At 73.0% G+C, this 11196-nt stretch carries 12 protein-coding genes; 4 read left to right on the forward strand and 8 right to left on the reverse strand.

What is annotated here, in order from left to right:
- Positions 1 to 17 precede the first annotated feature (17 nt).
- A complete protein-coding gene (locus VHW64_RS18770) occupies positions 18 to 956 on the forward strand; it encodes an aldo/keto reductase (protein ID WP_329652117.1) in 939 nt (312 codons plus the stop codon).
- A gap of 42 nt (positions 957 to 998) precedes the next feature.
- Here the strand turns inward: VHW64_RS18770 and VHW64_RS18775 are convergent, their stop codons facing one another.
- The 3 genes from VHW64_RS18775 to VHW64_RS18785 form a co-directional block, all read right to left on the reverse strand.
- Positions 999 to 1385 (reverse strand): hypothetical protein, encoded by a 387-nt coding sequence (locus VHW64_RS18775; RefSeq protein WP_329652103.1) that lies wholly within the window; start codon positions 1383 to 1385, stop codon positions 999 to 1001.
- 73 nt (positions 1386 to 1458) lie between these two features.
- Complete coding sequence (locus VHW64_RS18780; RefSeq protein WP_329652104.1) at positions 1459 to 2232, reverse strand: class III extradiol ring-cleavage dioxygenase; 774 nt, start codon at positions 2230 to 2232, stop codon at positions 1459 to 1461.
- Between the two features lie 180 nt (positions 2233 to 2412).
- Entirely contained in the window at positions 2413 to 3111 is a 699-nt protein-coding gene (locus tag VHW64_RS18785) for a uracil-DNA glycosylase (protein WP_329652105.1), read from the reverse strand.
- A gap of 95 nt (positions 3112 to 3206) precedes the next feature.
- On the opposite strand from VHW64_RS18785, the gene VHW64_RS18790 reads away from it, so the two are divergent.
- Positions 3207 to 3992, forward strand: coding sequence for a DUF1707 domain-containing protein (locus VHW64_RS18790; RefSeq protein ID WP_329652106.1), 786 nt, complete (start codon positions 3207 to 3209; stop codon positions 3990 to 3992).
- Here VHW64_RS18790 and VHW64_RS18795 read toward each other — a convergent pair.
- The 5 genes from VHW64_RS18795 to VHW64_RS18815 all read right to left on the reverse strand — a co-directional run bounded on the left by VHW64_RS18795 (position 3979) and on the right by VHW64_RS18815 (position 10076).
- On the reverse strand, positions 3979 to 5217 hold the full coding sequence (locus tag VHW64_RS18795) for an RNA polymerase sigma factor (RefSeq protein WP_329652107.1): 1239 nt from the start codon (positions 5215 to 5217) through the stop codon (positions 3979 to 3981). The genes VHW64_RS18790 and VHW64_RS18795 overlap by 14 nt on opposite strands.
- Before the next feature lie 8 nt (positions 5218 to 5225).
- Complete coding sequence (locus VHW64_RS18800) at positions 5226 to 5966, reverse strand: YciI family protein (protein ID WP_329652108.1); 741 nt, start codon at positions 5964 to 5966, stop codon at positions 5226 to 5228.
- Positions 5967 to 6093: 127 nt separating this feature from the next.
- Positions 6094 to 7413, reverse strand: coding sequence for an alpha/beta fold hydrolase (locus tag VHW64_RS18805; protein WP_329652109.1), 1320 nt, complete (start codon positions 7411 to 7413; stop codon positions 6094 to 6096).
- 132 nt (positions 7414 to 7545) lie between these two features.
- Complete coding sequence (locus tag VHW64_RS18810) at positions 7546 to 8988, reverse strand: trehalose-6-phosphate synthase (protein WP_329652110.1); 1443 nt, start codon at positions 8986 to 8988, stop codon at positions 7546 to 7548.
- Positions 8989 to 9059: 71 nt separating this feature from the next.
- A complete protein-coding gene (locus tag VHW64_RS18815) occupies positions 9060 to 10076 on the reverse strand; it encodes a Gfo/Idh/MocA family oxidoreductase (RefSeq protein ID WP_329652111.1) in 1017 nt (338 codons plus the stop codon).
- 131 nt (positions 10077 to 10207) lie between these two features.
- On the opposite strand from VHW64_RS18815, the gene VHW64_RS18820 reads away from it, so the two are divergent.
- Positions 10208 to 10498 carry a DUF3263 domain-containing protein gene (locus VHW64_RS18820; RefSeq protein WP_329652112.1) on the forward strand — a complete coding sequence of 97 codons (291 nt, stop codon included), beginning with the start codon at positions 10208 to 10210 and terminating at the stop codon, positions 10496 to 10498.
- A gap of 2 nt (positions 10499 to 10500) precedes the next feature.
- Positions 10501 to 11031, forward strand: a complete 531-nt coding sequence (locus VHW64_RS18825; RefSeq protein WP_329652113.1) for a LytR C-terminal domain-containing protein — start codon at positions 10501 to 10503, stop codon at positions 11029 to 11031.
- The last annotated feature ends 165 nt before the right edge of the window (positions 11032 to 11196 follow it).

Below are 11196 nucleotides of genomic sequence, written 5' to 3' on the forward strand. Positions count from 1 at the left end.
TCGGTCGGGTGACGGAGATGGCCTACCGCCCGCTGGGCGATTCGGGGCTCATGGTCAGCGCGGTCGGGATCGGCTGCAACGCGTTCGGCAACCGGATCGGCCTCGACGCGGTGCGTGGCATCCTCGACGCCGCCGAGGACGAGGGCGTCACGTTGCTGGACACCTCGGACTCCTACTCGCTCGGCCAGAGCGAGGAGCTGATCGGCGTCGCCATGGAGGGGCGCCGAGACCGCTTCGTGGTCGCCACGAAGTTCGGCAGCGACATGAGGGGGAGCAACGGCCCCGACTACGGCGCCCGAGGCGCTCGCCGCTACGTCCGACGTGCGGTCGACGCCTCGCTGGCGAGGCTGCGGACCGACCGCATCGACCTCTACCAGCTGCACTTCCCCGACCCGGTGACGCCCATCGCGGAGACCCTGTCGGCGCTGACCGACCTCGTCCGGGAGGGCAAGGTCTGCTACCTCGGCTGCTCCAACCTCTCGGGGTGGCAGATCGCGGACGCCGACTGGACGGCGCGGAGCTCGGGATTCGAGCGCTTCGTCTCCGCTCAGAACTCCTACTCGCTGCTGGACCGGTCGGTCGAGGCCGACGTCGTGCCGGCGGCCGAGCGGTTCGGGCTCGGCCTGCTGCCGTACTTCCCGCTCGAGCGAGGCCTGCTGACCGGCAAGTACCGCCGCGGTGAGGCGGCACCGGAGGGTTCACGCGCGACGTCGGGCCCCTCGCCGTGGCTCGACGACGCCGACTGGGACCGGATCGAGGCGCTCGCGTCGTACGCCGACGAGCGGGGGGTGTCGATGCTCGACGTGGCGATCGCGGGCCTCGCGGCCCAGCCGACCGTCGCGAGCGTGATCTCGGGTGCGACCTCCGGTGACCAGGTGCGCACGAACGCCGCGGCGCTGCGCTGGCAGCCCACGGCTGACGACCTCGTCCGGCTCGACGAGATCACTCGGTCCTGAGGCCCGGCCGACGTCCCCGCCGGCGCCCGTGCCGGATCCCGGTCAGGTGCCGGGAAGGCGACCGTCCGGGTCGAGCTCGCCGGCGTCGAAGGCCAGCAGCGTCTGCTTGGCCGTGATCGAGTGCAGGTCGTAGTCGAGCGGGAAGTCCCGGATCGCGACCAGGACCGGTCGGGCGGCGTCGGGGTCCCAGGAGAGCACGGCTGCGGCCGACCACAGCCGGACCGCGGGCCGAGGGTCGCCCATCAGCTCGGTCACGGCTGCCCGGCCCTCGGCGGTCCCGGCGAGCTCCCGGCGGTCGGCCAACCACTCGTCGACGAGCCGGTCCCAGCGCCGGGAGTTGTCGATATGACCCCGGTCACCGACGAGGTCTGACATCTGCTCCAAGGCTTGCCGCGCGCGCGTCACCGTCGTGGCCCCGTCGTCCGTCACGCACGAATGATGGCACGCCCGACCGGTCAGCGGAATCCGCCTCCGGCCGCGCCTTCGGCGACTAGAAGTCCGCTCAGGCGACCTGGAGTGACCTCTTCGACAGCCCCATCCAGAACCCCTCGAAGAGCTGTTGCCCGGGCTCCTCGGGATCGGTGGCGGCACCGAGCGTGACGAACAGCGGCGTGTAGTGCTCGACCGTCGGATGGGCGAAGGGCATCCCCGGTGCCTCCGACCGGTACGACGCGAGCGCGTCGACGTCGCCGCGCGCCAGCGCCTCGCCGGCCCAGGTGTCGAAGTCGGTCGACCATCCGGGAGCGGCCGCGTCGATCCGGAACTCGGTCAGGAAGGGCAGCCCGTGGGTCAAGAAGCCCGAGCCGATCACCAGTACGCCCTCGTCACGAAGCGGCCGGAGCCGCTCGCCGAGCCGGAGCAGGCGGGCTGGGTCCTGGGTGGGCAGCGACATCTGGAGCACCGGGATGTCGGCGTCCGGGTACATGATCTTCAGCGGCACCCAGGCGCCGTGGTCGAGGCCGCGGCTGGTGTGCTGGTGCACCGGCTCGTCGGCCGGCATCATCGCCGCCACCCGCTGGGCGAGCGCCGTGGCGGCCGGGGTCTGGTAGGTCATCCGGTAGTACTTCTCGGCGAAGCCGCCGAAGTCGTAGACCAGCGGCGCGCCGTCGGCGCTCAGCATCACCGGTGCCGACTCCCAGTGGGCGCTGACGATCAGGATCGCGCTCGGTCGGGGCAGCTGGGCCGCCAGGCCGGAAAGCTGGCTCGACCAGAGCGGGTCGTCCAGGAGCGGCGGCGCGCCGTGGCCGATGTACAGAGCAGGCATCCGGTCGTTCATGTTGCCCATAGTAGTTGCAGATTCAACTTCCCTCCACCCCTCCCGTCCCTAACCCCACCCCCACCCCCCTTGAGGGTCACGGTCTGCGAAATCCCCCGCTTACGCGGGGGAGTTGGCACTTATTGGGGGTTGCAGCGGCCAGGAAGTGCCAAGTCCCCCGCTGAAGCGGGGGAATTGGCGTCAACAGGAGGTCAGGGGGAGGGACCAGTCGAGGGGGGAGGCGCCCTGGTCGGTGAGGAGGCGGTTGACGCGGGAGAACGGCCGGGAGCCGAAGAAGCCCCGGGCTGCCGAGAGGGGGGAGGGGTGCGCCGACTCCACCCACGGTACGGCGCCGAGAGAGGCCCGCAGCGACTGTGCGTCGCGGCCCCACAGGATCGCCGCGGCGGGCCCGCCGCGGGCCACCAGCGCGCCGATCGCGCACTCGGTGACCTCCTCCCAGCCGCGCCCGCGATGGGACGCCGCCTCGCCGGGGCGCACGGTCAGGACCCGGTTGAGCAGCATCACCCCGCGGTCGGCCCAGGCGGTGAGGTCGCCGTGGGGAGCCGGCGGGCTCCCGAGGTCGGTCGAGAGCTCCTGGTAGATGTTGCGCAGCGACCCGGGCAGCGGCCGCACGTCGGGAGCGACCGCGAACGACAGCCCGATCGGGTGACCGGGCGTCGGGTAGGGGTCCTGGCCGACGACGAGCACGCGGACCTCGGACAGCGGCCGCCGAAACGCCTTGAACACGTCGTCGCCCGACGGCAGGTAGGGACGGCCCGCGGCCAGCTCGGCCCGAAGGAACGTCCCCATCGCCGAGATCCGCTCGTCCACCGGCGCCAGCGCCTCTGCCCAGTCCGGCGCCATCAGGCCGCGGTCGACGAGTCCGGACAGAGCCCCCACGCACGCGACCCTAGGCCACCACTGATGCGAGCCGGGAACTCGCCGATTGTGAGAAATGCCGGACGCCGACGGTGCGCCTGGCGGACGATCCTGGGGTGAGCCCACGTCCGACGTTCCAGCACCACGAGTCGTTCGAGCTGCGCGTGCTCTCGGCCCTCGCGTCCGGGGCGACCTCGCCCCAGGAGGTCGCGGCTGGGCTGACCGAGCCCACGGAGCGCGTGCAGACCACCCTCGACTGGGCGGTCGGAGCGGAGGCGGTCTCACGCCTGGACCTGCCCGAGGGCGGCGCGTCGTACACGCTGACCCCCCGGGGTCTGGAGATCGTGGGCCTGGCCCAAGGGGTCGACCGCGCCGTGGGCTCGCGCGGGACCGTCGACCTCGGCGCCGCCACGAAGCTGGTCATGGAGCAGTACGGCGCCGCGCGCGACGTCGCCACCGAGAAGGCCGAGCGCGACCAGGCCGGGTGGGCCCCCGACGACGCCACCCGCGACCACGTGACCGCGACTCTCAACGACGCCTACGCCCGCGGCGCCCTCACCCAGGAGCAGCTCGACGAGCGCACCAGCCGCGCGCTGGGCGCCACCACCATGGCCGAGCTCCGCGGCGCCGCAGACGGCGTCCTCGAGGTGCCGCCGGTGCTGCCGACCGGCATCGGTCCCGTCTCAGCAGGGATCCGGGTCGCCCAGGTGGACGTCAACCCGACCCTGCGCAAGATCCACTGGCGCTACCTGGCCTACGCCGCGGCGTACGTCGTCGTCGGGGTTTTCGTGGCGATGTTCCAGCCCGTGGTCGGGGTGGTCGCCATCGTCGTCGGGCTCGGGCTCGCCGCCTGGACGCTGCGGCCGCTCCTGCGCTCCGGGAGCGACGTCACGACTCCGTGAGGCCGAGCAGGGCCGCCCGGCGTTCGCGGAGCAGGCGGCGCTCGGCCCCGGTCGGTGCCAGCTCGATCGCGACGCCCAGGTCGTCCACGGCCTCCGCGACCCGACCCAGCCGGGCATGGAGGTCGGCCAGCGTCGCGGCATGGAGGTAGTACCCCGCCAGGTCGTGGGCCAGCGCCTCGACGAGCGGGAGTGCCGAGGCCGGCCCGTGCGCCATCGAGACGGCCACCGCGCGGTTGAGCTCGACGACGGGCGTGGCGGGCAGTCGTGCGTAGAGCTCGGCGATCGAGTGCCAGTCGGTGTCCTCGGGTCGCGCGGCGACGTCGTGGCACAGTGCGATCCGCGCCTGCACGGCGTAGGCGCCCCACGAGTCATCCGGCCCGTCGCCGCCGGCACCGAGCAGCCGCGCACCCTCGGTGACCAGGTCGAGGTCCCACAGCGAGCGGTCCTGCTCGCCCAGGGGTACGACGCGCCCGTCGCGCACCCGGGCGGGACGGCGGGCGTCGGTCAGGAGCATCAGGGCCAGCAGCGCCCGCACCTCGGTCTCGGCGGGCAGCAGCTCGGCCAGCGACCTGGTCAGCCGGATCGCCTCGCCCGAGACGTCGACGCGCAGCAGCGCCTCGCCCGACGACGCGGCGTACCCCTCGTTGAACATCAGGTACAGCACCGCCAGCACGCCCTCGACCCGCTCGGCCCACAGCTCCGGGGTCGGCACGCGGTAGGGGATGCCCGCGTGCTTGATCTTGGCCCGGGCCCGCACCAGTCGCTTGTCCATCGCCGGCTCGGTGACCAGGAACGCCCGCGCGATGTCGGCCGCGGTGAGCCCGCACAGCGTGCGCAGGGTCAGCGCCACCCGGGCGGCCATCGGCAGCGCGGGGTGGCAGCAGGCGAAGATCAGCCGCAGCCGCTCGTCGGGGATGTCGTCGTCGCCGAGGGGCGCCTCCTCGGTGGCGTCGGCGAAGGCGAGGGCGAGCTTGGTCCCCTCGGTGGTACGGCGGCGCAGGCGGTCGCGGGCGCGGTTGCGCGCCACCGTGGTCAGCCAGGCCAGCGGCGCGTCCGGCACCCCGGCTCGCTCCCAGGCCGGGACGGCCTCGGCGAACGCCTCCGCGGCGCACTCCTCGGCGAGGTCCCAGTCGCCGCACCAGCCGATCAGCCCGGCGACCAGCCGCCCCCAGCTTCGTTCGAAGCTGAGGGCGACCGTGTCTCGAGGCTGGCTGGAGGGGTTCACCAGGACCGTCACACGAACACGGGCCGGACCTCGATCACGCCGTGGGCGGCGACCGGGTGTGTCCGCGCCGCCGCGAGGGCCTCGTCGAGGTCGTGGCACTCGAGCAGGTCGTAGCCCGCGACCTGCTCCTTGGTCTCGGCGAACGGGCCGTCGGTGGTCACGACCTTCCCGTCGATGCGGCGTACGGTCACCGCCTGGTCGGGAAGGGCCAGCGGCCACCCGTAGATGCGGCGGTCGGCGACGCTGTCGCACCAGGCGTCGATCTCCGTGGTGTCCTCCTGGTCCGAGGTCGGCTCGGTGACCGCGGAGCCGGCCGCGCCCTGCTCGGCCATCGCCCTGCGCATGTCGGCGCAGACCAGCATCAGGTAGCGGCGCTTCCCGTCGGCCACGGTCTCGGGCACCTCCGGGGCGGGCATGCCCTCGTCGAACGGCCGCACCTCGATCGCCCCCACGTGCAACGTCGGGTGAGCCGACGCGACGGCGATCGCGGTGTCGAGGTCCTCGCACTCCAGGACGTCGTAGCCGGCGACCTGCTCCTTGGTCTCGGCGAACGGGCCGTCGGTGACCTCGGCGTTGCCGTCGCGCACGCGGACCGTGGTGGCGTCCGCCTGGGTGTGCAGCCTGGCGCCGTCGAGCTCGATGCCCCGCCCGACCATCTCCTCGACCCAGGCCTCGAGCTCGGTCTCGACCTGGGGCGGCAGGTCGGCCAGCCGTGACTCCTCGACCGCGTGCAGCAGCATGTACCTCATCGTGTCCTCCTGGTGTCGGTGCGACGCCGATTCGGCGCCGTCACCCCGGGGACGAACGGGACTGTCCGCGGGAGGACACCCTCGTCAAGAAAGGACGAGCGGCTTCTCGCATGCGCCAGCGCTGCGGTCATCGCGTCGGTCGCCGCAGCGCGCGGGACCCTGCCGAGCCGTAGCGGCGGCTCGGGTCGGCCCCGATGACCGGCTCGGTTGTCCTCTTGGCGGTTGTCCTCTTGGAGGTGGTCTTCTTCGCCGCGCTCTTCTTCGCCGGGGCCTTCTCCGCCGGGGCCTTCTTGACGGGCGTCCTCTTCGCGGCAGCCTTGGTGGCCGGCGCCTTCTTGGCAGCCGCTCGCTTCGCCGTACGTCGCGGGGTCGCCGCGGGCAGGTCGGCCCACTCCTCGACCCAGGAGTCGAGCACGCGCCAGGTGCCCGTGCGGGCCTCTCGACCGGTGAGCATCCCGAGGTGCCCGCCGGTCACGATCTCGAAGCGCGCGTCGCGCGACCCGGTCGCCAGGGACACCCCGGCCCGCACGGCTGCGACCGGAGCGATCTGGTCGGTCGCGCCGGCGAGCACCAGCAGGGGCTGCGCGACGTCGGCGACGGAGACGGTGCGGGAGCCGACGCTCGCCTGCCCCGCGACGAGCGAGTCACCGGCCAGCAACCGGTGGTACACCTGGCCGAACGTCCGTCCGCGATAGGCCGTCATGGCCGCGGAGAAGCGGTCCACGGCCTCGATCTGGGCGAGATAGTCGGCGTCGTCGAGATGGCCGGCGAGCGCCAGCGGCCTGGTCACCAGCCGCTGGACCGACGACAGCTGGGCGGCCCAGCTGACCAGCGGAACCTCCGCGGTCCCGCGGAGCGCCGCCAGGGCCCGGGTCACCGGGGCCAGGCCGCCCGCGAGATCCAGCAGCGGCCGCGCAGGCGCGACCAGGGGCACCTGATGCACGTCGAACGGCGTCGCCAGGAGCGCGAGGGACGCGATCGGCAGGCCCGGGTCGGCGGCCGCCGCGAGGATCGCGAAGATCCCGCCGAGGGACCATCCCACCACGTGCACCGGCCGGTCGCCGGCATCGGCCGACACGGCTCGGACCGCCGCCGGCACGACGTCCGCCACCCAGGGCTCGATGCTCAGGTCGCGGTCGCTGAACGACACCTCGCCGTACTCCACGACGTAGGTCGGGCGCCCGGACTCCACAAGGTGCTCGACCAGCGAGCAGCCGCGGCGCAGGTCGTAGGCCAGCGCGGGTGCGGCCAGCGGTGAGACGAGCAGGACGGGGTCCCCCGCGCGGGTGTGGTCGGTGGGCCGATAGCAGAAGACCTGACGTCGCTCGCCCTCGTCGAGCAGGGTCCGGGGCATCGGCTCGAGGTCCGCGAGCCCGCCGCGAACGACGCGCTGCGCGAGGTTCGCCGCGGCGGAGACGACCTGGTCGGGAGTCGGGATCAGATCCACCCCTCGAAACTACTCGACCCGGGCGAACGAGCCGGCGCGGAGAAGATGCCCCGACCCGCGCCGACTCTCGTGACGTTCGCGCGCCACTGTGGGGTGCAACGAGCCGGCCACGGGCTGGTTACGGGCGGGCCCTCAGGAGGTGAGAGTCGGCTTGAGCCGCTTGCCGTGCGGCGGGCGCACGTCGTCCAGCTCGTCGAGGAACGACGTCGCCCACGCGGCGACGTCGGCCTGGCGCACCGTCTTGCGCATCGCGCGCATCCGGCGCTGCCGGTCGCGCGGCTCGGCGCCGGCGGCGTCCATCAGCGCCGCCTTCATGCCGTTGAGGTCGTAGGGGTTCACCTGCCAGGCCTGGCGGAGCTCGGCGGCGCTGCCGGCGAACTCCGAGAGCACCAGCGCGCCCCCGTCGTCCCAGCGACAGGCGACGTACTCCTTGGCGACCAGGTTCATCCCGTCGCGGTACGGCGTCACCACCATCACGTCGGCCGCGCGGTAGAGCGCGGCCATCTCCTCGCGCGGGTACGACGAGTGCAGGTAGCTGATCGCCGGCCGACCGATCCGGCCGAGGTCGCCGTTCACCCGCCCGACGAGGCGGTCGATCTCGTCGCGCAGCACGCGGTACTCCTCGACCTTCTCCCGAGACGGCGTCGCGACCTGCACGAAGACCGAGCTGTCGACGTCCAGCTCCCCGTCGCGGATCAGCTCGGAGAAGGCCCGCAGCCGGGCATAGATGCCCTTGGTGTAGTCGAGCCGGTCGATGCCGAGGAAGACCGTCTGCGGGTCGCCCAGAGCGTGGCGGATCGAGGCCGCCCGCTCCTGGACGCCGTCGGTGCGCGCCAGCTCCTCGAAGCCCTGGTAGTCGATCGAGATCGGGAACGCCTCGGCCCGCACCGTCCGGCCGTCGGGCAGGTAGACCAGGTCGCGATGGGTCTTGTGGCCCACCCGTTGGCGCACCAGCCGGACGAAGTTCGCGGCGCCGCCGGGAAGCTGGAAGCCGATCAGGTCGGCGCCGAGGAGGCCCTCGATGAGCTGGCGGCGCCAGGGCAGCTGCTGGAAGAGCTCGGCCGGCGGGAAGGGGATGTGCAGGAAGAACCCGATCCGCAGGTCCGGTCGCAGCTCGCGGAGCAGCTGGGGGACCAGCTGGAGCTGGTAGTCCTGCACCCACACGGTCGCGTTCTTCGCCGCACGGTCGGCCGCGCGCTCGGCGAAGCGGCGGTTGACGTCGACGTAGCTGTCCCACCACTCCCGGTGGAACTCCGGCTTGGCCACGAGGTCGTGGTAGAGCGGCCAGATCGTGGCGTTGCTGAAGCCCTCGTAGAAGCCCCCGATCTCCTCGGCCGACAGCGCGATCGGGTCGAGCGTCATCCCGTCGTGCTCGAACGGCTCGACGTCGACGTCGGTGCCACCGGGCCAGCCGATCCACAGCCCCTCGTTGGCCCGCATGATCGGCTCGAGAGCCGTCACGAGCCCACCGGGGGAGACTCGCCACTCGGTGCTGCCGTCGGCAGCCGTCGTCGGTTCCACCGGGAGTCGGTTCGCCACGATCACGAGATCGGCCGAACCGTTCAAGGGGGGCACTCCTCGAGACTAACGATCACCCCTGGGGGTGACCCGTCTCGGGTCGTCGGCGTCGGGTGCTCGACGGTGCCTCAGGCGGGCGCACCGGCGTCGGCGGCATAGCGGACGCCGAGCTGGCGCCGCAGGTCGTCCATGACCCCCAGCAGCTCCAGGGTCTGCGACCGCGGGACCAGCGGGCTCTCGGCGAGCCCCTCCTGGAGGCACTCCTGGACGTGGAGGGCCTCGTTGCCCAGGCCGGTCCCGTAGACCGGCGTGGGGGGCTCGATGCGCTGCGGCTCGCCGCCGTCGGGGGTCCACACGGCGTGCGCCGGGTGGTGGAAGTCCGCGGGCAGGCTCAGCAGCCCTCGGGAGGTCGCCACGGTGGCCGACCGCGGACTCGCCGAGGTCATCGAGGTGGTCAGCGCCGAGACGGCACCGCTGCGGTGCCGCGCCGCGATGGCGACGTCGAGGTCGATCCCGTCCGCGCCCAGGTCGCCGACGGCGACCGCCGTGGCGAAGGGGCCCAGCATCAGCCGGGCGAACGTGAGCGGGTAGATCCCCATGTCGAGCAGGGCCCCGGCGCCGAGCGCCGGGTCCCACATCCGGGCACTGGCGTCGGTCCCGACGACGAAGCCGAGGTCGGCGTGCACCTGGTGCGGGGTCCCGAGCTCGCCGCCCTCGATCCGGGCGCGCAGCTCGCGGACCAGCGGGTGGCACGCCATCCACATGGCCTCCATGCAGAACAGGCTGCCGGCGGCGTCGAACAGCGCCTCCGCGTCGGCGCGGGTCATCGTGAGCGGCTTCTCGCACAGCACCGGCTTCCCGGCGGCGAAGGCGAGGCGGGCGTGCTCCAGGTGGTGGGTGTGCGGGCTCGCGACGTAGACCACGTCGACGTCCGGGTCCGCCACCAGCGCGTCGTACGACGCATGCGCGCGGGTGTCGTCGTCGCCCAGGTCGCGGGCGAACGCGTCCGCCGACTCCTGCGAGCGCGATCCGACCGCCGCGAGGACGGCGCCGGGCGTGGCGCGGAGGTTCTCGGCGAAGGTGCGTGCGATCTTGCCTGTGGCCAGGATTCCCCAGCGGGTGGGCTCGGGTGTCGAGGTCGTCATGCCCGAAGTCTGGCCCGGTCTCGAGCCCACCGCGATCCCACGACGCGCCGTGAGCGAATGACATCGCTGTGATTCCTCGCGTAGACTCCGAGGGCGCGGAGCACCCGCCCGAGCTCACGAGGAGACACTCCATGGACGCCGCAGCCGCACAGCCGAGCCCCGAAGCCGGTGCCGGCCTGGGCGCGCGCGACCGCGAGATCCTCGACTTCGAGCGCCAGTGGTGGAAGTACGCCGGCGCCAAGGAGAGCGCGATCCGTGAGTCGTTCGACATGTCGGCCACGCGCTACTACCAGGTGCTCAACGCGCTGATCGACCGCCCCGAGGCACTCGCCTCAGACCCCCTGCTGGTGCGGCGCCTGCGCCGGATGCGCGCCGAGCGCCAGCGAGCCCGCTCGGCTCGTCGTCTCGGCTTCGAGGTGTGACGATGGCTCCGCGCACGTCCGGGCGCGCGCGCCGGCGAGCCCGCCGCCCCGACCAGCGAGGCCTCGTCTTCCCCTCGCCGGTGATGATCTTGAGCATCGTGGCCGTGGCGATGGCCGGCGTCGCGTGGGTCGCCACCCGCCCCCACGACACGCCCGACCACGTCGCGACGCCGACCGCCCAGCACTCACCCAGCAGCACGCCGTCCCACCACAAGCGCCAGCACCCCGTGCCCAAGGCGCCGGTCATCGACCGGTCGAAGGTGCTGGTCGAGGTGTTCAACAACTCCCAGGTGACCGGGCTGGCCGCGCGGGTCGGGTCGCGCGCCTCGCGGCTCGGGTGGCAGATGGTCGGCACCGACGACTGGTACGGCACGATCCCGGCCTCCACGGTCTACTACCCACCGCAGCTGGCCAAGGCAGCTCGCCAGCTCGCGCTCGACCTCGGCATCCACCGCACCATGCCCGCCGTGAGCCCGATGCGCCTCGACCGGCTCACGGTGATCCTGACCGGACCGCTGGCCGGCTCGGGCTAGTCCCGCGCGGTCCGGCCCTGCCGCCGCCCGCGCCCGCATGATTGGGTGTGGGCCGTGCGCTTCACCACGCCCGAGGCCGAGCAGCGGTACGCCGCGCTCGTGGCGACCGCGGGCTCGGTCGTCGTAGGCCTGGACTTCGACGGCACCCTCGCGCCGATCGTCGAG

The organism is Nocardioides sp., from assembly GCF_036267815.1.
GTDB lineage: Bacteria > Actinomycetota > Actinomycetes > Propionibacteriales > Nocardioidaceae > Nocardioides.

Excerpts from the sequence above, each read along its gene's own strand:
- VHW64_RS18770 (WP_329652117.1), top strand. The coding sequence starts at position 18 with ATGGCCTACCGCCCGCTGGGCGATTCGGGGCTCATGGTCAGCGCGGTC.
- VHW64_RS18780 (WP_329652104.1), bottom strand. The coding sequence starts at position 2,232 with ATGAACGACCGGATGCCTGCTCTGTACATCGGCCACGGCGCGCCGCCG.
- VHW64_RS18800 (WP_329652108.1), bottom strand. The coding sequence starts at position 5,966 with ATGAGGTACATGCTGCTGCACGCGGTCGAGGAGTCACGGCTGGCCGAC.
- VHW64_RS18815 (WP_329652111.1), bottom strand. The coding sequence starts at position 10,076 with ATGACGACCTCGACACCCGAGCCCACCCGCTGGGGAATCCTGGCCACA.
- VHW64_RS18820 (WP_329652112.1), top strand. The coding sequence starts at position 10,208 with ATGGACGCCGCAGCCGCACAGCCGAGCCCCGAAGCCGGTGCCGGCCTG.
- VHW64_RS18825 (WP_329652113.1), top strand. The coding sequence starts at position 10,501 with ATGGCTCCGCGCACGTCCGGGCGCGCGCGCCGGCGAGCCCGCCGCCCC.